The 20,405-nt window shown below is 39.3% G+C and carries 17 protein-coding genes; 11 read left to right on the top strand and 6 right to left on the bottom strand.

What is annotated here, in order from left to right; translation table 11 throughout:
- Positions 1-134: 134 nt before the first annotated feature.
- From QI031_RS12605 to QI031_RS12580, 6 genes are all read right to left on the bottom strand, one after another.
- Entirely contained in the window at positions 135-1,868 is a 1,734-nt protein-coding gene (locus tag QI031_RS12605) for a diflavin flavoprotein (protein WP_281485482.1), read from the bottom strand.
- Positions 1,869-2,140: 272 nt separating this feature from the next.
- Positions 2,141-2,980: a nitrate ABC transporter permease gene (gene ntrB, locus QI031_RS12600; RefSeq protein ID WP_281485481.1), complete on the bottom strand. Its 840-nt coding sequence runs from the start codon at positions 2,978-2,980 to the stop codon at positions 2,141-2,143.
- Between the two features lie 88 nt (positions 2,981-3,068).
- Positions 3,069-4,454, bottom strand: a complete 1,386-nt coding sequence (locus QI031_RS12595) for a CmpA/NrtA family ABC transporter substrate-binding protein (RefSeq protein ID WP_281485480.1) — start codon at positions 4,452-4,454, stop codon at positions 3,069-3,071.
- 494 nt (positions 4,455-4,948) lie between these two features.
- Positions 4,949-5,353, bottom strand: a complete 405-nt coding sequence (gene vapC / locus QI031_RS12590; RefSeq protein ID WP_281485479.1) for a type II toxin-antitoxin system VapC family toxin — start codon at positions 5,351-5,353, stop codon at positions 4,949-4,951.
- A complete protein-coding gene (locus QI031_RS12585; protein WP_281485478.1) occupies positions 5,350-5,550 on the bottom strand; it encodes a type II toxin-antitoxin system VapB family antitoxin in 201 nt (66 codons plus the stop codon). The genes vapC and QI031_RS12585 overlap by 4 nt, the downstream gene beginning before the upstream one ends.
- 116 nt (positions 5,551-5,666) lie before the next feature.
- Positions 5,667-7,061, bottom strand: a complete 1,395-nt coding sequence (locus QI031_RS12580) for a response regulator (protein WP_281485477.1) — start codon at positions 7,059-7,061, stop codon at positions 5,667-5,669.
- Positions 7,062-7,759: 698 nt separating this feature from the next.
- Between QI031_RS12580 and QI031_RS12575 the strand changes: the two genes are divergently transcribed.
- The 11 genes from QI031_RS12575 (at position 7,760) to QI031_RS12525 (ending at position 20,218) form a co-directional block, all read left to right on the top strand.
- The gene (locus QI031_RS12575; protein WP_281485476.1) at positions 7,760-8,434 is read left to right on the top strand and encodes a vWA domain-containing protein; all 675 of its coding nucleotides are present in this window, start codon (positions 7,760-7,762) and stop codon (positions 8,432-8,434) included.
- A 60-nt stretch (positions 8,435-8,494) separates the two neighbouring features.
- On the top strand, positions 8,495-9,277 hold the full coding sequence (locus tag QI031_RS12570; RefSeq protein ID WP_281485475.1) for a PP2C family serine/threonine-protein phosphatase: 783 nt from the start codon (positions 8,495-8,497) through the stop codon (positions 9,275-9,277).
- 56 nt (positions 9,278-9,333) lie between these two features.
- A complete protein-coding gene (locus QI031_RS12565) occupies positions 9,334-11,541 on the top strand; it encodes a tetratricopeptide repeat protein (RefSeq protein ID WP_281485474.1) in 2,208 nt (735 codons plus the stop codon).
- Between the two features lie 344 nt (positions 11,542-11,885).
- On the top strand, positions 11,886-12,659 hold the full coding sequence (rfbF, locus tag QI031_RS12560; RefSeq protein WP_281485473.1) for a glucose-1-phosphate cytidylyltransferase: 774 nt from the start codon (positions 11,886-11,888) through the stop codon (positions 12,657-12,659).
- 70 nt (positions 12,660-12,729) lie between these two features.
- The gene (gene lhgO / locus QI031_RS12555; RefSeq protein WP_281485472.1) at positions 12,730-13,959 is read left to right on the top strand and encodes an L-2-hydroxyglutarate oxidase; all 1,230 of its coding nucleotides are present in this window, start codon (positions 12,730-12,732) and stop codon (positions 13,957-13,959) included.
- Positions 13,960-14,223: 264 nt separating this feature from the next.
- Complete coding sequence (locus QI031_RS12550; RefSeq protein ID WP_281485471.1) at positions 14,224-14,922, top strand: acyltransferase; 699 nt, start codon at positions 14,224-14,226, stop codon at positions 14,920-14,922.
- Positions 14,923-15,019: 97 nt separating this feature from the next.
- Entirely contained in the window at positions 15,020-16,048 is a 1,029-nt protein-coding gene (locus QI031_RS12545; protein WP_281485470.1) for an NAD-dependent epimerase/dehydratase family protein, read from the top strand.
- A 159-nt stretch (positions 16,049-16,207) separates the two neighbouring features.
- A complete protein-coding gene (locus tag QI031_RS12540) occupies positions 16,208-17,254 on the top strand; it encodes a glycosyltransferase family 2 protein (protein ID WP_281485469.1) in 1,047 nt (348 codons plus the stop codon).
- 7 nt (positions 17,255-17,261) lie between these two features.
- Complete coding sequence (locus QI031_RS12535) at positions 17,262-18,095, top strand: phytanoyl-CoA dioxygenase family protein (RefSeq protein ID WP_281485468.1); 834 nt, start codon at positions 17,262-17,264, stop codon at positions 18,093-18,095.
- A gap of 59 nt (positions 18,096-18,154) precedes the next feature.
- Positions 18,155-18,724 (top strand): dTDP-4-dehydrorhamnose 3,5-epimerase, encoded by a 570-nt coding sequence (rfbC, locus tag QI031_RS12530; RefSeq protein WP_281485467.1) that lies wholly within the window; start codon positions 18,155-18,157, stop codon positions 18,722-18,724.
- A 180-nt stretch (positions 18,725-18,904) separates the two neighbouring features.
- Complete coding sequence (locus QI031_RS12525; RefSeq protein WP_281485466.1) at positions 18,905-20,218, top strand: NAD(P)H-dependent oxidoreductase; 1,314 nt, start codon at positions 18,905-18,907, stop codon at positions 20,216-20,218.
- Positions 20,219-20,405 lie beyond the last annotated feature (187 nt).

The following is a 20,405-nucleotide window of genomic DNA, read 5'->3' as shown; positions in this document are numbered from 1 at the left end:
AGGGACTAGGGATTAGGGAGCAGGAGAGGCAGGGGGAGCACTTAGACTACGCTCAGTGATCGGGGCAGGGGAGAACACAAATAATAATTAATCACTCATGCCCCATGCCCCATGCCCCATGCCCAATGCCCAATTTAATAATGATTGCCAATTTTGCGGTGATGGACTGCGGTTAGGGCATTTACTTCGGCAACTCTTCCGGTTTGGACAGTGCTATAAACTACCCAATGATCGCCACAGTCCATGCGACTAGTGATTTCGCACTCCATATAAGCCAAAGCTTCAGCTAAAATCGGAGACTCGTTGGTGGCAGCAGGATATGTTTTGACTCCAGCAAAGCGGTCTGCACCAGGAGCAAAACGCTTGAGGAAATGTTTCATTAATCCTTGATATTTGCCTTCTTCTAAAACATTTAAAACAAAGCGATCGCCTACGTGCATTAATGATTCTATGGCTCTGTCTTTGGCAACTGCGATCGCTATTCCTAAGGGGTTAAGACTCGCTTGCGTCACCCAAGAAGCTAGCATTGCACTTTGAACGTCTCCTTTTTTGGCGGTAATAATATATAGTCCTGTGCTAATCCGCCCTAAGGATTTTTCTAATTCGTTATTAATGGATTTGATTTGTTTAATTGTGCGATCGCGGTTTAACCATTGCCCTAAATCTGTACCCGCTTCATCACAAAGTTGTTCTGTAACTTTGCTGGGAGATTCCTTAACTAAAATAGGAGGAAAAGCTTCAGTTAATCCTAGTTCTTGAAATTTATTACGTAAGGGATAAACAGGTTCGTCTTCTCCTCCTCCCGACTCTAATAAACCAATTGCTTGCTTATTGTGAGCCGCAGCCAAGATAGTATTTAAAGCAGTTTGAGCTACAGCTGAAGATTGAGGAGGCATCCCAATCACTAAACCAGCGGCTTGGGTAACTAATTCTCGGACTTCTTGAGGTTCGGCGCTATTAAGATCTACTAATTCTATAGCTACATCTGTTTTTGCACTACCATGAGCGATCGCTCTGACTAAATTCTCGCTATAACCGTAATCTTCAACATAAAATAAAGCCACTAATGTCTCTGTTTTAGTTTGCTCTAAACTCCAATTTTGATAGCGTTCAATCCATTCGGAAATATGATGTTGTAATAAAGGTCCATGTCCTGTCGCAACTGTTTTTATTGCTAATTTTTCAATCCGCTTTAAAGCTGCCAACACAGACCGCGCATTCGGCCCCATTAGGCACTCATAATAATATGCAAAATCTTCTTCTATTACGGTGAAATTCTCATCATAAGTGTGATCGTCACAGTAATGCATTCCAAACACATCACAGGTGTAAAGAATAGTGGTTTTATGGTCATAGGTGAAGATTGTATCTGGCCAATGTAAGTTAGGTGCAGAAATAAATTCTAATTCGTGACCGTTGCCTAAATCTAGGCGTTCTCCACTTTTTACCAGCCTTGATTTAAAAGGCTGGTGAACCATATCTTCTAAAAATTTTATAGCTACCTTAGCACCAACAACGGTAATAGAAGGAGCTAATTGCAAAATGTCTTTAATTAAACCACTATGGTCTGGTTCAGTGTGACTAACAATCAAGTAGTCTATCTTATTTAAATCAATTAATCCTGTAATTATTTCCAGATATAACTGTTCAAACTTGCGGTGAGAAGTATCAACTAAGGCAACTTTTTCACCCTGAATTAAAAAAGAATTATAAGTGGTTCCATTCCGTAAACCAAACTCAACATCAAAACGTTCTCTATCCCAATCGAGGCAACGAATAGCAGTTGTTTGTGGAGCAATTTCTACAGTTTCAACTGTCAAACGTCCTGGGTTAGGTATAACTTGATTAAGCTGTGTGAGTGCGACCATTAGTTTTATCCAAAAATATATTATGTGCAGGGCGTGTTCTTATCTCTTATATTTACGCGAAAGTTTAAATTAGTAAAATGCCAATTTCTGAGGCTATTGATTAGTAAATTTTATTGTTTATTAATCATCGAAATAAATCTATGTTTACCATTGAATAGTTATCAGTTACAGCGTTTCTCGATTTGAAAAAGAGAGGGACTAGAGACTAGGGGCTAGGGAAATGTACTTGATTCAAATGAAATTTGCTGTAATTGATAACTGATAACTGTTAACTACTTTTGTTCTGTTGGTAAAATCAGGTTTTGAATCCAAGCCATGAGTTTATCTAGTAACAAACCCACTGCACCGATGTAAACTAATGCCAAGATAATTTCGCTGATGTAATTGTTTTGGTAAGCATCCCAGATGAAGAAACCAATACCGACAATACCTGACATCACAATTTCGGCGGCGATAATTGCTAACCAAGCTAAACCAATCGCAATTCTCAAACCTGTAAAAATGTAGGGTAAGGCAGCAGGAATAAGAATATTTAAGAAATAGTCTTTTTTGGAAAGTTGCAGCACTTTGGCGACGTTGTTATAGTCTTGGGGAATTTCTTTGACACCTACAGCCGTGTTAATTAAAATCGGCCAGATTGCAGTAATAAAAATTACAAACAAAGCAGCAGGTTCATTTTGGCGCAATGCTGCTAAGGAAATAGGAACCCAAGCTAAGGGCGGTACTGTTCGCAATAACTGAAATAAAGGATCTAAAGCCTTAGACATGGTTTTATTAATACCAATGACAATGCCTAAAGCAATACCAACTACAGCAGCCAAAGAGTAACCAATAGCTACCCGTTGCAAACTAGCCCAAATCTGCCAAAAGAGTCCTTTATCAATGCCGCCTTTGTCATAAAAGGGATACAAGATCAAAACCCAAGTATCTTGTATAACCTTAACTGGCCCTGGTAAAGTTGCGCCAGGAGTCCAAGAAAATAATTGCCAGATAACTAGAAAAATTGCGATCGCAATTATTGGCGGGATAATATTAGGAAACTGTTTTTGCAATCGAGATATGAAATTGTTATCTAATTTAGGGCTAGCTGACCTGCGTTGCGCGAGTGTCATAAACTGTTATCTCCTCTTGGTATTTGGTGTTGGATTTTGGATGCTTGGTGTTTGTCGATAGAATTAACAAATGACTCTTGACTCTTGACTAAACACTAACTTTCTTGATTTGCAGACTCTTCAGATATGCTTCTGGGTTTTCGGGGTCAAATTTTACCCCATCAAAAAATTCTTCTACGCCACGAGATGTATTTGTCGGAATATCACCGGCAGCAATTCCGGCTTCTTTTGCAGCTTCTTTCCAAATATCTTCGCGGTTAACTTTATCGATTAATGCTCTAGCCTTAGCAGCATTATTCACAATATAATCTTTAGGCAAAAATCCCCAGCGCACGCTTTCAGTGATGAACCATAAATCATGACTTTTATAAGGATAAGAAACGTTACCTTTTTCATCTTTCCAATACAAAGCTGCCATTGATTTATCATCAATTTGACGACCTTCACCCATGTCGTATTTACCCATGTATGGGTCAAGCAAAACATCAACTGGTACGTTAAAATAAGCTCTTTGTGCCACAATTTCTGACATTTCTTTGCGATTATCAAAGTTATCGCACCATTGTTGAGCTTCCATAATGCCTTTTAACAGTGCTTTCGTAGCTTTGGGGTTTTTATCAACCCAGTCAGCCCTCATAGCTAAATATTCTTCGGGGTGATTCTTCCAAATCTCTGCTGTTAATGCAGCCATGAAGCCGATTTTGTCTTTAACGATGCGGAAAGGCCAGGGGTCGCCAGTACTAAAGGCATCCATTGTTCCCGTTTTCATGTTGGCGACGGTTTGTGCTGATGGAACTGTCAGCAATTTCACTTCTGTATCAGGGTCGATACCACCGGCTGCTAACCAGTAGCGAATCCAAAAATCTTGGTTAACGGCGGGGAATGTTTGGGCGGCGGTAAAGGGTGTGGGTGAAGCTTTGAGTTTGGAGAATAAAGACTTAGCACTAGCTAATTTTAAGCCGATACCGCTACCTTGATGTTTGTTGGCGATCGCAATTCCATTTCCATGTGTAATTAACTGACATAATACATACATGGGAATTGGTTTATTACCTTTAGTAATCAAACCTTCAGTAATCAAATGTGGCATTGGCATTTGCCATTGACCACCATCAATCCCACCACCGGCAGCACCAATTTCTACATTATCTCTAGCTGCACCCCAAGAAGCTTGTTTTGCTAACTCCACATCGGTCATGCCATACTTCGCAAAAAAGCCTTTTTCTTTAGCAATAATTAATGGTGCAGCTTCTACAATTGGGATATATCCTAACTGGACTTTTGTAGTTTCTGGTTTTTGTTCAGGGCTAATATTGGCAACAGGTTGAGCAGTTGGCGCAGACTGCGTACTACCACCACTACTAAGGTTTTCTGGAGGATTTCCTAAACAGCCTTTAAGAAATACAGCACCCGTAGATGCTCCAGCTGTCAAAATAAATTTACGGCGAGAAATTTGATTAAAAAAATCTGACATAATATCTCCTCAGATGTGATTTTTTATTAAGCATGAAAATTCACGCAAGTAGAATATAATTCTGCTTGTGGCAACCCCAGAATGACTTCGAGCTACATTTAAACAAATCAAATCCAGCCAATTACCATTTGTAAAAGGCTAATGTGACTAATTGAAAAGTAAATAGATTGCTTAAATTAGTTGGGCTTTAAGACGTTATTTGGAGTTCGATTAATTCGTTGAAATTTAGTTTACAGGTTTTAAAGTCAAATTGGTTAACTCTGAGCTACTAATTCTTAAATAAATATTATATTGATGGTATAAGTAAAAGTTTATGATAGCCAATTAAATTAAAGAATATTCCTAATGCATAGAAAGTTTTCTATGATAATAATTAGCTTTATATGATGCCTAAATTGTATAAATACAATTTTTTCAAATATCTATCAATAATTATCTATGCAAACTATAGACTTAGATTCCCGACTTCTTTAAGAAGTCGGGAATCTTATTGTTCACGCATTAACCAAACTTATCGAAATATACTGACTAAAATTCTCAAAATCTTTGTTTGTACTCAAAATACTGTAATTTCTACGAACGGCTGCGGCACAAATTAGAAAATCTGTGTTTGCACCTTTGATACCCTGATGTCGGCAAGTATTATAAAACTCAGCAGCAACCTCATAATCTTTAATATCTAATTCCAAATGGGGAAAGCCGCTGAGATAATTTTTTAGTTGATTGTATTGGTGAGGCTGACGAATCCCCGACAGTATCTCTTGGCGAATAGCACCCAGCAAAATAACTCGATTATCTGTAATTAGTTCTCGAAACAATGCAACATAGTGTGAGTTACTAACTTTTTGATCGCTTCTCAGAGCCAAAGACCAGACCGAGGTATCAACAATAACTTTCATTCTCTCTGGCGCTGTTGCTGATGGTCATCATTATCTTCGTATTCAATTGTGCCGAATAGCTCTAAAACTTTCAATTGCTTTCGACGCTGCACATACTCTTTTAAAGCCTCTTCAATCACAGCACGTCTACTGATATGACCGCCCAGTTCCAGGGCTTCTTGAATTAAACTGTTAACGATTTCTATATTAGTCTCCATGTGAATATTGTTGCACAAAATCGTATGCAGATAAAAGAATAATTGTAGGCTGAGTACAGAGTTAGCGTTACCCAGCAAATACCTTTATAATTCGTAATTCGTAAATTTATACGTAATTATGTCAAATGCATAAAAACGATTTTAAGTAATTCTGCACGACTAAAAGGTTTAGTTAAATACCCAGATGCACCAACTAATCTAGCTTTTACTTTATCAACTATTCCTTTATATCCTGTGACAAAAATAATCGGAGTATATTTAAACATTGAATTATTACGTATAACTCGACACAATTCATATCCATCAATCCCTGCCATATTCAGATCCAACAAAATCAAATCGGGTTTATGCCTAATAATTGACATCACAGCTTTGAGTGGATCGTCAATGGCGACTACAGTAAAATTTTCACTTTCTAAAAAACGACTAATTTCTTTAAGAATTGTTGGGCTATCATCTACAGAAACGATTTTATAAGTCTTTTTAGTGGTTACAGTAGCAGCCGTTACTCTTTGCGTTGGAGAATTTATGTTATCTGGTATTGGTAATTCCTGAAGATTTTCTGTTAAAGGAGCAGACACCTGTGATAGTTCCTCTACAGTGGCTATGTTTTCGACAGGAAGCTCAACGTTAATTGGAGTGATATTGCTATTTACTTCTACTACTTCTGTGTCAGCAAATTCTTTGTTAAAGAATACTGTTGTATATTGAGGAAATGATGACGATTCCAGCAAAATCTTGGGTAATTTATCAAAAGGTGGGTCTGGTTCATGTAGAATAATCCCTCCTTGGAGAATGTAAGGATATAAATTTTTAGCCAGTTGGATTTCATCTTGATTCATAATTATGGCAAGATGACGTAGACTAAAACCTTTCATCCAGGCAGTTAAATTTGGCTGAATGTCTAGAGAATTTTTGCTATTAAGTAACAGGTACGGACGCTGATAGGGAGAAGAAATTTGGGGTAAGAAAGACTGCCAACGCTGTAATTGTATTTGACAGCGGTCAATAATTTTTTCTATATCTAGTCTGCAAATTTTTAGTACTTTTTGTTGAGAATCACTTAATTTATAAGTACCTGTTTTGATTAATAGAAATGATTCCATCACATCTTTAACCAATTCTTGAATGAGCATCGTAGCTTGTGCAGCATCTAAATGTCCTTGCTCAATTAACCAGTAAATAGCTTGATAATCAGGAGGTTGGCTATCTTGAACGCTGTGATCTTTTATGAACTGACTTTGTGAGTCAGTTTCAAATATCAAGCGCAATTGCACACGAGTTTCACTAGTCAACTGGGGAATTTGTTGGCTGAAGCGACGCAGATGGCGTTCTAATCGATCAAAAGGCTCTACTGAATGGGTGGCATAAGTTATTGTTCCTTGCTCTAGATAAATCGTCCAAGTTACAGAATTGCTAAAGGCTTGCAGACAAGTAGTTTCAGAGCTATTAGATAACTGTCGTAATAAACTCTGAGGATGTAGTACTGTAAATGTACCGAAATTCTTCATGTTTAGGAGTTTTCTGAAAAAGTTATCCGAAAAATAAGTATGGTCATGCGACATTTTATTAGTTTTAATATTTCTCTAAAAAAAAATTATTACTATTTGGATAATATGTACATATATTAAAAATCTAATTAGTATAGTCAGGCAAAAATAAACCACCATCAAAAATGTCTGAAATCCTTTTACAGAAGCGATTACGTAGTTAATTTTTTGTCTTTGGTGAGTATTTATGCAACGTTACTAGTTTGTTACGTTTTTTAGCAAAATCCTCCTGGGACTAACATTTACCATGCAATTTTAATTTTAAGTTTTAGTTACACAGGTAGAATTGTCATGCTGACAAAGTTAATTGCAATTAAATCGGTTTCTTTTATAAAAAAACAAACTTTCTACACAGAATCTTTAAAGTTTTAGGTCAGTGAATCTGCGTATTATTATAATACAATTCGTATTTTGTCTATAATAAATGTTAGTAGATTTACTAATCAAACAATGTTGATCCCTGATAGATTCCTTAACTAGACCATGATGAAGATTATCTTAAATCTTGTAAATAATTTGGTAAAAACAATCTATTTAATAAAGATTGGGACTAACTACCGTCAAACATCTACCTTTAGTCTCGTAGACTCCGGAAATTAAACTATATACTTTGAACAAAGGAAAATAAAGCTTTGGACTATAACATAACACAAAAAGTTATGCACGATACTTTAAGTCTTGATGAAGTAGTGGAGTTTGCTGAAAACCCAGAACCACGTTGTCCTTGTGTGTTGTTGCTAGACACATCTGGTTCCATGCAAGGAGAGGCGATAGAAGCTTTAAATCAGGGCTTGCTGAGTTTGAAAGATGAACTGGTAAAAAATTCCTTAGCAGCTAGGCGGGTAGAAGTGGCGATCGTCACGTTTGACAGTCATGTGAATGTTGTACAAGACTTCGTGACTGCCGATCAATTCAATCCGCCAATTTTGACAGCACAGGGACTAACGACTATGGGGTCGGGAATCCATAAGGCGTTGGACATGGTTCAAGAGCGCAAATCTCTGTATCGTGCTAATGGTATTGCTTACTATCGGCCTTGGGTATTCATGATTACTGATGGAGAACCACAAGGCGAACTAGACCAAGTAGTAGAGCAAGCAGCGCAGCGCTTACAAGGAGATGAAACCAATAAACGTGTAGCTTTCTTCTCAGTAGGTGTAGAAAACGCTAATATGGTGCGCTTAAATCAAATAGCTGTGCGTACTCCACTAAAGCTCAAAGGACTTAATTTTATTGAGATGTTTGTTTGGCTCTCAGCTAGTATGTCAGCTGTTTCCCATTCGCAAGTAGACGAACAGGTAGCACTACCGCCCATTGGCTGGGGAACTATCTAAATTGTGCCTTTAATCGCAGCTTAATATGCACACAGCTAGCTGATAGAAAACACCTACTCTATGAAAACATCAAAATTGATCACTCATTGGCGGGTAGTCGCCGCATCTATATGTGGTACTAGCCACATCAAAAATAAGCAGCTGTGTCAAGATGCCCACCACTGGCAGTTATTGCCTGGCAATGTGTTGGTGGCGGCGGCTGCGGATGGTGCGGGTTCTGCTAGTCAGGGAAAAGTGGGAGCAATGGTGGCTGTAGAAGCAGCAATAGAAAGCCTCTCAATCAGACAAATCACCAGAGACTCCCTCGCTGATGATCAGCTTGTCCAAACGCTGTTAAATGAGGCCTTATTAGCCGCTAAAAAAGCTGTGGAAGATGAAGCCGCAGCCGTTAGACAACAGCCCCAAGATTTAGCAACTACCTTAATTATTGCGATCGCTACACCAGAAATGGCCGCAGCGGTGCAAATAGGTGATGGTTTGGCAGTCGCCAAAGATAATCAAGGCAACTTACTAGCACTCACCTTGCCTGACAATGGTGAATATATCAATGAAACAACTTTTTTGACTTCACCAGGTGCTTTAGATACAGCCCAGATGAGATTGTGGCGTGAAACTATAGTTAATGTTGCACTCCTCACAGATGGGCTACAAATGTTGGCTTTAAATATGGTTGTTGGTGAACCTCACAAACCATTCTTTTTTCCTTTATTTGACTTTGTCAAGAATGCTGAGGATAAGACAGCTGCCAAAGAGCAATTAGTCAGATTTCTAGGTTCTGAGCGAATTACGCAACGTACTGATGATGATTTAACACTAATTATTGCTGCCTTCAACAACACATGAGCCAGGATTTTGCAAGTTTGGTATTTTAAATAACCCCCGTTAACCGTGATTTTATCATGCAGGTACTACGTTGTCTTCCCAACCCAGAAATCATCAACCTCAGCGTCAGTTTAGGTCGTGGCGGTGAAGCTTGTATTTATGCTCTGCCCTCAGATAGTGAGCTAGTAGCAAAAATTTATCACAAGCCCACCGTTGCCCACGCCTATAAACTCCAGGCAATGCTGGCTAATCCGCCAGAAAATCCTACGGCTAGCTTGGGGCATATTTCTATTGCTTGGCCTCTCGATTTACTCCGGGCGGCAGATATTAGCGATGAGTTTGCTGATAATAATAGCGATCGCATTATCGGCTTTCTCATGCCGCGGATTCGCGGGATGCGTCCTGTCATCGATTTTTACAACCCCAGAACTCGCCGCCAACATTGCCCTTTATTCAATTATCAATACCTACTCCGCACGGCTCGCAATTTAGCAGCCGCTTTTGCAGCTTTGCATAGCAGTGGCTATTGTGTTGGTGATGTCAACGAGTCCAATATCTTGGTTAGTGACACAGCACTTGTAACCTTAGTAGACACAGACTCCTTTCAAGTACGTGACTTAGACAACAGTGTTGTTTATCGTTGTCCAGTGGGTAAACCAGAGTTTACCCCACCAGAACTGCAAAACAAAATTTTTGCTCAACACGATCGCGAAATTGCTCACGACTTGTTTGGTTTAGGGGTACTGGTATTTCAACTTCTCATGGAAGGTACACACCCATTTTCAGGAATATTTCAAGGTATTCCTGAGCCACCGCCTTACGAAGCCCGAATTGCAGCGGGGCATTTTACTTACAGTCGTAAGCGGCAAGTTCCTTACCTCCCTACTCCCATTGCCCCAGCTTGGGAAATTCTCCATCCTAAGTTGCAAGAATTGTTTTTGCGTTGTTTTGAAGATGGTCACAGCGATACCCAACTGCGTCCTAGCGCTCAAAATTGGCTGTCGGCATTAGCAGAAGCAGAAGATAGTCTAATTACTTGCACCACCAATCCTCAACATCGCTATAACAACCACCTAAACACTTGTCCTTGGTGTGAACGTACCGTCCGATTAGGTGGACGCGATCCATTCCCATCGCCACAAGCGATCGCCAATAGAGAACATCTCAAGCCGCGCAGAGTCCCAAAAAGGCGTTACGTTCCCCAGCCTGCGCGTTTGCCACAACCAGTCATGCCGTTGCACCACTGGAATTATTGGCAAAGAGGAAATACCGCTAATTATGCTCCTTACAAACGTTCTCACAAAGCGAAGGTTTACCCGGCGATTTTTTGCTTGCTAGGTTTTGGGTTGTTGGGCTATTTGGACGTAATGGTTAAATTTACTCGTCCATTTGTTTCTCAAAATGCATACACCCAACAAACCTTGATTGCTCGTCCCAAGGTTAAAACTCCTACTCTCAGCTTTGCTGATTATTATAAACAGGGACATGCAGCTTACCAAATACGCGACTATGACCAAGCAGTAGAAAATTTTAGCCAAGCCATCAAACAAGAGCCGACAAATTCCAAAGCTTATGTTAATCGCGGCAATGCTCGCTATAACCTCAAAGATTATGAAGGTGCGCTTGCAGACTATAACCAAGCTTTGCAAATCAATCCCCAAGAAGTCAAAGCTTATGTGAATCGAGGTAATTCTCGTTACATGCTGGCTGATTATAGTAACGATCCTGATCGAGAATATAAACAAGCGATCGCTGACTTTAATAAAGCTCTGTACTTGAACAATCAAGAAGCAGAAGCTTATATCAGAAGAGGTGTTGTGCGATCGCAAATGGCTAAATACAGCAGCGAATCTTTAAAAGATTACAAACTAGCAGTTGCTGATTTTACTCAGGCACTTGACCTCAATTCAGCCAAAGTCGAAGCTTATTTTCAGCGTGGCTCTGTACGCTATCAAATGGCTCAATATAGCAGCGATTACGCTCAAGAATACCAAAAAGCGATCAATGACTTTGACCAAGCATTACTGCTCAATGATAAATTGGCTAAAGTTTATCTCAAACGCGGTATGCTTCGTTATGAACTTTCGCAATATGGCGGTAGTGAATCAGACCAAAATAATCGCAAAGCCATCGAAGATTTACAATTAGCTGCCAAGCTTTCTCTGGAACAAAAGGATACAGAAAATTACCAACAAGCACTTAGTAGTATGTGTGTAATGGTAGAAACCAGATGTAGTGCTTTATTCCCCAACTCTAACATCTGGAACAGTAAAGAAACCAATTAGTTACAAACTAGTAAACTTTGCCACTAGTTTATTACTGGTAGTTTGTTGCTTTAAATTGTAGAAAGTATTCTTAAATAGGGTTAGCACCAGCTAATCCTATTTGTTTTTTAGGTAACATTTTGATTTATTAAATTTAGGCAATTTGACATTTTAGAGATATTCATAAAGCTTTTACACATCCCAGATTTTTATTTACCTATACTTTATAAAACTGCTCAAAATTTCCGTTAGATTATGTACGAAGAAAACTACATTTAAAACTGAGTTTTCGCTCATCCATGTGCATCCTCTTCATCCCGATTGATTCAAAATAATAATTCCCTGCAAATCTCCGAGGTAATTGCATGAAAGCGGTGATTTTGGCTGGAGGTCTTGGTACACGCCTCAGTGAAGAAACTAGTATCAGACCAAAGCCGATGGTTGAAATTGGCGGTAAGCCAGTTTTATGGCACATAATGAAAATTTATTCTGCCCACGGCATTAATGACTTCATTATCTGTTGCGGTTACAAAGGGTACATCATTAAAGAGTACTTTGCTAACTACTTTTTACACATGTCAGATGTCACATTTGATATGCGATTTAACCAAATGAATGTGCATTCTGGATATGCCGAACCCTGGCGTGTCACCTTAGTCAATACAGGTGATCACACCCTGACAGGTGGACGTTTAAAACGTGTTTGGGAGCATGTTGGCAATGACACCTTTTGCTTTACTTATGGTGATGGTGTGAGTGATGTCAATATCACAGAGTTAATTAACTTTCATAAAGAACAAAAGTCTTTAGCAACACTGACAGCAGTTCAACCAGCAGGAAGATTTGGGGCAATTTCTTTAGGACAAGAACAAACAAAAATCCACAGCTTTCGAGAAAAACCTGAAGGTGATGGCGCTTGGATTAATGGTGGTTATTTTGTCTTGGAACCAGAAGTAATCAACTTAATTGCTGATGACTCCACAGTTTGGGAGAAAGAACCATTAGAAAAGCTAGCTGATATGGAACAGTTATCGGCGTTTAAACATCAAGGCTTTTGGCAACCTATGGATACTTTACGAGATAAAAACTATTTAGAAGATCTCTGGAAAAGCGATCGCGCCCCTTGGAAAGTATGGTAGAAAGAAAGTTATGAATTAAATATAATTCTTAATTTTTAACTTTTTTGTAATTTCAAGTGTAATAATACCAATGTTTGATTTTGCTATTGTCGGTGGAGGAATCGTCGGACTATCTACAGGGCTAGCTTTGGGTAAACGCTATCCTCATGCCCGCATTTTAGTATTAGAAAAAGAAAACCAGTGGGCATTTCACCAAACCGGCAACAATAGCGGAGTAATTCACTCTGGTATTTACTATAAACCAGGGAGTTTTAAAGCTAAATTCTGCCGTGACGGTAGTCGCTCAATGGTAGAATTTTGCCAAGAACATGGTATTGACCATGAAGTTTGCGGCAAAGTAATTGTGGCAACTGAAGAACAAGAACTACCACGTCTAGAAAACCTTTATAAACGCGGTTTAGAGAATGGTATTAAGGTTCAAAAAATTAGCCCAGAAGCAGTTAAAGAAATTGAACCTCATGTCAGGTGTGTAGGTGGAATTAGGGTTTTTTCAACTGGCATTGTTAATTATAAGCAAGTTTGTCTCAAATACGCTGAATTAATTCAACAACAAGGAGGAGAATTACGCCTGAATACAAAGGTGCTAAAAATTTCTCCTAGCGGTCAAAATCAGGTATTAGAAACAAACAATGGCAGCTTTGAAACTCGCTTTGTGATCAATTGTGCCGGATTGCATAGCGATCGCGTTGCTAAATTAGGTAGGGCAGAACCCCAAGCGAAAATCGTTCCCTTCCGGGGAGAATACTACGAACTCACCCCAGAAAAACGTTATTTGGTGAAAACTCTCATTTATCCGGTTCCCAACCCAGATTTCCCTTTTTTGGGTGTCCACTTTACCCGGATGATTGACAACAGCGTTCATGCAGGACCAAACGCCGTTCTTAGCTTCAAACGCGAAGGTTACAAAAAAACCGACTTTAATTTAGGAGATCTTGCCGAAGTCATCACCTATCCCGGTTTTTGGAAACTAGCTGCAAAACATGCTGACGAAGGCATTCAAGAAATTATTCGTTCTTTTAGTAAAGCAGCCTTCACCAGAAGTTTGCAAAAACTAATTCCCGAAGTCCAAGCGCAAGATTTAGTACCCACCCATGCAGGAGTTCGCGCTCAAGCTTTAAAGAACGATGGCTCTTTGGTAGACGATTTTTTGATCGTTCCTGGTCAAAATTCTATCCATGTTTGCAATGCTCCTTCTCCAGCTGCTACCTCTTCCTTAGAAATTGGTACAGCAATTGTTGCTCAAATTCCTCACCAGTCACATCTTGAGACTGTAGTAATTACAGCAGGGGACAGGGGATAGAATTTTGTCAGTGGTTAGTGGTCAGTAGTCAGTGGTCAGTGGTAAAAATGTTTTAAAATTACCCCCCAACCACAAAGAAATAGGGTATTAAACCAGATCAAAAACAACTAACAACTAACAACTGACAACACTTCGATTACCGCGCAGCGCCGCACTGAGCCTGTCGAAGTGTCGAAACTCAGTGCATCGCTGACAACTGACAACTGACAACTAACAACTGACCCGCGTAGCGTATACATAGCATTACTGCTGAAAATAAATACTATGAATAGCGTAGCAGGTAAATGGAATCGTGATTTATTAATGATTCCTGCCAAATTGGCACGCCTAAAAGAAGTCTTTGTAACTACACTATTAGGATATCTACCAACAATTGCTTTAGGAGTCCACTTAAGAAAACTCTTTTATCCACAGATTTTTGCTCAGTTCGGCAAATTTGTTTGCATCGAAACCGATGTCAAACTTTACGGTACTGCTGGCATCGAAATCGGAGATAGAGTCAAAATTTGTAGTGGTGTGCGGCTGAATACACTTGGTGAAGCCAACAATCGGATTTCTCTCGGTTCTGGAGTAACTTTAGAACGTGGTGTCGATTTAGGTACACTCCAAAATTCTTGTATTGAAATTGGTGAAGGTACATACATCGGTTTATATACCTGTATTACTGGTTACGGTAACATCAAAATCGGCAAGAATTGTCTGATTGCAGCTCATTCTGGCATCTATGGTAACGGTCACATTTTTGCAGATCCGTTGCGGACAATTGCTGACCAAGGAGTTACTAGAAAAGGGATTGTCATCGAGGATGATTGTTGGCTGGGTCATGGAGTTACAGTCATAGATGGTGTCACTATTGGTCGCGGTAGTGTCATTGGCGCAGGAGCAGTTGTCAATAAAAATATTCCTCCTTACTCCATAGCAGTTGGTGTACCTGCTAAGGTAATTGGTCAACGAAATCATTAAACAGTAAACAGTGAACAGTGAACAGTTATCAAGTGTCTTTTGATTGATGGCTGATAACTGATGACTGATACTAATCGCCACACAAAAATTTACAAGCATGAAAATCTTAGTCACTGGCACAGAAGGCTATTTAGGTTCATTATTACCTCCTTTATTAATCGCACGAGGACACGAAGTTATCGGCGTAGATACTGGTTTTTATAAAGTTGGTTGGCTGTACAACGGTACTGAAGTGACAGCTAAAACTCTTAATAAAGATATCCGCCATATTGCTCCTGAAGAGTTGGCTGGTGTAGAAGCTGTAGTACACATGGCGGAACTCTCCAACGACCCCACCGGACAATTAGCACCTAATATCACTTATGAAATTAATCATCTAGGTTCAGTGCGTCTGGCAAACCTAGCTAAAGCAATGGGTGTGCGGCGCTTTATATATATGTCTTCGTGCAGTGTCTATGGTGTTGCGACTGAAGGCGATGTCACAGAAACATCTCCAATTAATCCCCAAACAGCTTACGCAGACTGTAAAACTTTAGTAGAACGAGATGTCAAACTCTTAGCTGATGATGATTTCTCTCCTACCTTTATGCGGAATGCTACTGCTTTTGGCGCTTCCCCCAGGATGCGGTTTGATATTGTGTTAAACAACTTGGCAGGGTTGGCATGGACTACTAAAGAAATCGCAATGACCAGTGATGGTACGCCTTGGCGACCCTTAGTCCATGCATTAGATATTTGTAAAGCAATCGTGTGTGCGATTGAAGCACCCCGTGACATTGTTCACAACCAAATCTTCAATGTCGGAGATACGGCGAATAACTATCGGGTGAAAGAAATTGCCGAAATTATTGCCAATAGTTTCCCTGGTTGTAAATTGTCTTTTGGTGATAACGGTGCAGACAATCGCAGCTATCGAGTATCCTTCGAGAAAATCAACACTATCTTACCTGGATTCAAGTGTGATTGGAATGCTCAACTTGGCGCTCAACAGCTATTTGAGTTATTCAATCAAATTGATATGACTGAGGATACTTTCTTATTTAGAGGTTTCACACGGTTAAAACAGCTAGAGTATCTAATTCGGACTGAGCAAATTGACCAAGATTTTTTTTGGAAGAAAAAGTAATTTAGTTATCTGATTAGCAGTCTCGAATTTATTTGGTTCTTTCTTCCGAGTCAAAAAACTTTGACTCGGAAGAAGCATCTCATAGAAGTGAACAGAGAACAGATAAACAAGGTGTGTAATTAATTCTGTTTAGTTACTTAACAAGCTGTTGGTTTAAAAATGAACAAATTGTTGACCATTGCCATACCTACTTATAATCGTGCTGAGTTACTTGATAAACAGTTGGCATGGCTGGCTCAAGCTATCAAAGGTTTTGAATTGGATTGCGAAATTTTAATTTCTGATAATTGTTCTACTGATCATACTCAAGAAGTAATCAGTAAGTGGCAACAACACCTGAGCGATATCTCTTTTAAAACTAATAGAAATCCGGAAAATTTAGGCGTAATGAGAAATATTATGTACTGCCTAAATTCCGCAACTACAAAATATGTTTGGACAATTGGAGATGATGATCCTATTCAAGATAGAGCCGTTAATTATGTAATTAATAAGCTCAAAGAAAATGAAGAATTATCATTATTATTTCTCAACTTCTCTGGGAGAAATAAAATTACTGGTGAACCAGTACATCCACCAACAATAACTGGTAATCGCTGGTTTGATGCCGATATTGAAGATGCTAGTAGTGATGGTAAAACTATATTTGAACACTGTTTTGCTAAAAGTGTTGGTGCTGTGATTTTTCTGACTGCTACTGTTTATCGTACTGACTTAGTAAAACGCGCTCTACAATCTTGGCCAGACGCTGCCAACAATTGGATATCATTGGCATATTTAGCTGGTTATTGTGCTGCCAATGGTGATGTAATTGTCACTAAGGAAACTTATCTAGAATGTATTGTTGGTGTGAGTTATTGGCAAAAAGAGCCTAAATCTGCACTGTTAATGCAATACAAACACATCCCTGAAGTTATTTTGAAACTTGAAGAAGCCGGATATTCTAAGCAGTTTTGTAGGCAAATGCTTTTACACAACTCTAAAGAAGTTAGCATAAAAGTCTTTTTAGGTGCTTTGAGAAGATGGCCTGTTTCTGCCATCAAAACATTAGTTCCTTTTTTGACTTTAGTCAGTATTTCGGCTTTTGATATTGTGGCTTTTAAAGAGTTTCAAATCTTTGATAATAGTGAGCCATCTGCACAAGAATTGCGAACTAACTATCATAAGCGATCGCCTCATAGTAAATCGATAATTAAAACAAGGTAGCCATGCCATGCTAAAAACTATTACAGGCAAACTATCGGCACTCAATTCTGAGTTAGTTTATAGAAAAAAACTTTGGCATCATGCCAAAAAACTACCTGTTTTGGAGTCAGGCGATCGCTTGATTTTAGACAATCTCAAAAAATCGGGTGTTCATATTACAACACTAGCAGATTTAGGTTTAAATTCTACTCCAGAATTACTTCAAGCTGCATTGAAACAATTATCCATAATGACCAAGGTAAATCACGACAATTTTAACCAAAAATTGCCACATATTTATCAAGTCACAGATTTACCAGAATTTTCTAACTGGGGAAATGAACCAAGGTTACTCAATATCATCGAAAAATATATTGGTCTTCCCATTATTTTTCACGGCGTACATTTACGCAAAGATTTTCCTAATGAGCAACAGTTTGGCACGTTGCTATGGCATAAAGATTCTGAAGATCGACGGATGATTAAAATTATCATCTATTTGACAGATGTAGAAAAAAAACATGGACCTTTTGAATATTTACCAATATCTTTAACTTCCCTATGGAGTTTGAATTATTATCGCATTTACTATAAACTTTGGCAGGCAGGTTACGTTGGCATTACAGATGAAGAACTAAAAAAAATTATTCCCGAATCTGCTTGGAAATCCTGTCCAGGTGAAGCAGGTACAGTAATTATAGTAGACCCGAAAATTGCTTTGCATCATGGAACGATCCGCACACAAGAAAGAGCAACTTTATTTTTTGCATATACTGCCAATCCGCCGAAAAAGCCAGATTTATGCAACCAATATTGGGATAATACATATCCAAGACCAGAGTTAGAAACCTTATCAAGCTGATTGCACAATTTTGCATAAATAATTTTATTTATGTAGTTAACATTTACCAGAGTTTAATCATGATTTTTACTACTACAGAACTCCAAGACGCATTCATCATTGATTTAGAAGAAAAGTCAGACCACCGTGGCTTTTTTGCCCGTGCTTTCTGCGCTCAAGAATTTGCAGCACACGGATTAAAACCAATAGTTGCTCAATGTAACTTGTCTTTTAACTACAAAAAAGGCACATTGCGGGGAATGCATTATCAACTTGCCCCAGCAGCAGAAACAAAATTAATTCGCTGTACTAAAGGTGCTATCTATGACGTAATTATTGATATGCGTCCAGAATCGCCTACTTTTTTATCACATATTGGTGTAGAACTAACCGCAGCCAATCGTCGCGCTTTATATGTTCCCGAAATGTTCGCTCATGGCTATCAAACACTCACAGATGAAACTGAAGTAGTGTATCAAGTGGGTGAATTTTACACACCAGGATATGAACGAGGTCTACGCTACGACGATCCATTTTTTAATATTGAATGGCCTCTAGAAGTAACGGTGATTTCCGAGAAAGATTTAAATTGGCCTTTGTTGGAAACGATGCCTATTGGTAGTCCTGACCCTTTAGAAGTAACTGTTTAATAAAATGTCAGTGGTCAGTAGTTAGTTGTCAGTAGCAACTGACAATTGACAATTAATAACTAACAACAAGGTCATTTATCCTAAATAAATTAAACGAATTAAGTAGCAGCTGACCATTGACAACTGACCACTGACCACTGACAACTGACAACTGACAACTGGTAAATAAAGGAATTAACAATGATTATTATTGATCGCGCCTTACAAGCACGCGCCGCCGCAGGTAATCCCATTAAAGTCGGGATGATTGGTGCTGGTTTTATGGGTAGAGGTATTGCCAATCAAATCATCAATTCTGTTCCGGGGATGGAATTAGTTGCAATCTTCAACCGTCAGATAGATGCAGCCAAAAAAGCTTATATGGAGGCGGGAATTGAAGATATACAAATCGTCTCCACCCGCAGTGAATTAGAAGATGCGATCGCTAACGATAAATATGCAGTCACCGAAGATGCTATGTTATTGTGCCAAGCCGCAGGCATAGAGGCAATTATTGAAGTTACAGGCGCAGTCGAATTTGGCGCTCATGTTGTCATGGAAGCGATCGCTCATCGCAAACATGTAATTATGATGAATGCCGAACTTGACGGCACAATTGGTCCTATCCTCAAAGTCTATGCCGACAAAGCTGGCGTGATTCTCAGCGCCTGTGATGGCGATCAGCCAGGGGTGGAAATGAATCTTTACCGATTTGTCAAAAGCATTGGTCTGACTCCGTTGTTGTGCGGTAACATTAAAGGACTCCAAGACCCCTATCGTAATCCTACGACTCAAGAAGCATTTGCCAAGCGTTGGGGTCAAAAAGCTCACATGGTAACTAGTTTTGCCGACGGGACAAAAATTTCCTTCGAGCAGGCGATCGTTGCTAATGCCACAGGGATGCAAGTTGCCAAAAGAGGTATGTTAGGATACGACTTCAACGGTCATGTCGATGAGATGACCCAAATGTATGATGTCGAACAACTCCAGCAACTAGGCGGCATTGTCGATTATGTAGTAGGCGCAAAACCAGGCCCCGGTGTATTTGTCTATGCTACTCACGACGACCCCAAGCAACGTCATTACCTCAACTTGTACAAATTAGGTGAAGGCCCTCTTTACAGCTTTTATACTCCTTATCATCTTTGTCATTTTGAAGTTCCACTATCTGTTGCTCGTGCCGTCTTATTCGGTGATGCTGTTTTATCTCCCCTAGCTGGTCCGTTAGTAGATGTAGTCACCACAGCCAAAATAGACCTCAAAGCCGGAGAAACCCTTGATGGTATCGGTTATTACATGACTTATGGTCAATGTGAAAATTCTCCCATCGTTCAAGAACAACAACTTTTACCAATGGGTTTAGCTGAAGGTTGTCGTCTCAAACGAGATATTCCTCAAGATCAAGTCCTAACTTACGATGATGTAGAGTTACCTGAAGGTAGACTTTGCGACCAACTACGAGCTGAGCAAAACGCTTATTTTGTCCCAGCCAAAATATTGGCAACAGTTGGTTAGTAGCAAGTAGTAGTAAGTAGGGTGCATTATGGATGTTAGTCCTAACGCACCGCAAATCTAGGATGGTGCGTTAGCCTGTGGCGTAACGCACCCTACTGACATCTCATCATTCAGGCATAAACATAACAAGTACAAATATTTATCAGAATTATTTTGGACAAGTAATTCTTAACTGAACACTTAAGTT

This window comes from Halotia branconii CENA392 (genome assembly GCF_029953635.1).
Taxonomy (GTDB): domain Bacteria; phylum Cyanobacteriota; class Cyanobacteriia; order Cyanobacteriales; family Nostocaceae; genus Halotia; species Halotia branconii.
Note: the sequence above shows the minus strand (reverse complement) of the source record. Positions and strands in the feature narration are given on the sequence as shown.

Excerpts from the sequence above, each read along its gene's own strand:
- QI031_RS12580 (WP_281485477.1), bottom strand. The coding sequence starts at position 7,061 with ATGAAGAATTTCGGTACATTTACAGTACTACATCCTCAGAGTTTATTA.
- QI031_RS12575 (WP_281485476.1), top strand. The coding sequence starts at position 7,760 with ATGCACGATACTTTAAGTCTTGATGAAGTAGTGGAGTTTGCTGAAAAC.
- rfbC (WP_281485467.1), top strand. The coding sequence starts at position 18,155 with ATGATTTTTACTACTACAGAACTCCAAGACGCATTCATCATTGATTTA.
- rfbF (WP_281485473.1), top strand. The coding sequence starts at position 11,886 with ATGAAAGCGGTGATTTTGGCTGGAGGTCTTGGTACACGCCTCAGTGAA.
- QI031_RS12540 (WP_281485469.1), top strand. The coding sequence starts at position 16,208 with ATGAACAAATTGTTGACCATTGCCATACCTACTTATAATCGTGCTGAG.
- QI031_RS12535 (WP_281485468.1), top strand. The coding sequence starts at position 17,262 with ATGCTAAAAACTATTACAGGCAAACTATCGGCACTCAATTCTGAGTTA.
- QI031_RS12595 (WP_281485480.1), bottom strand. The coding sequence starts at position 4,454 with ATGTCAGATTTTTTTAATCAAATTTCTCGCCGTAAATTTATTTTGACA.
- vapC (WP_281485479.1), bottom strand. The coding sequence starts at position 5,353 with ATGAAAGTTATTGTTGATACCTCGGTCTGGTCTTTGGCTCTGAGAAGC.
- QI031_RS12565 (WP_281485474.1), top strand. The coding sequence starts at position 9,334 with ATGCAGGTACTACGTTGTCTTCCCAACCCAGAAATCATCAACCTCAGC.
- QI031_RS12525 (WP_281485466.1), top strand. The coding sequence starts at position 18,905 with ATGATTATTATTGATCGCGCCTTACAAGCACGCGCCGCCGCAGGTAAT.
- ntrB (WP_281485481.1), bottom strand. The coding sequence starts at position 2,980 with ATGACACTCGCGCAACGCAGGTCAGCTAGCCCTAAATTAGATAACAAT.
- lhgO (WP_281485472.1), top strand. The coding sequence starts at position 12,730 with ATGTTTGATTTTGCTATTGTCGGTGGAGGAATCGTCGGACTATCTACA.
- QI031_RS12570 (WP_281485475.1), top strand. The coding sequence starts at position 8,495 with ATGAAAACATCAAAATTGATCACTCATTGGCGGGTAGTCGCCGCATCT.
- QI031_RS12550 (WP_281485471.1), top strand. The coding sequence starts at position 14,224 with ATGAATAGCGTAGCAGGTAAATGGAATCGTGATTTATTAATGATTCCT.
- QI031_RS12605 (WP_281485482.1), bottom strand. The coding sequence starts at position 1,868 with ATGGTCGCACTCACACAGCTTAATCAAGTTATACCTAACCCAGGACGT.
- QI031_RS12545 (WP_281485470.1), top strand. The coding sequence starts at position 15,020 with ATGAAAATCTTAGTCACTGGCACAGAAGGCTATTTAGGTTCATTATTA.
- QI031_RS12585 (WP_281485478.1), bottom strand. The coding sequence starts at position 5,550 with ATGGAGACTAATATAGAAATCGTTAACAGTTTAATTCAAGAAGCCCTG.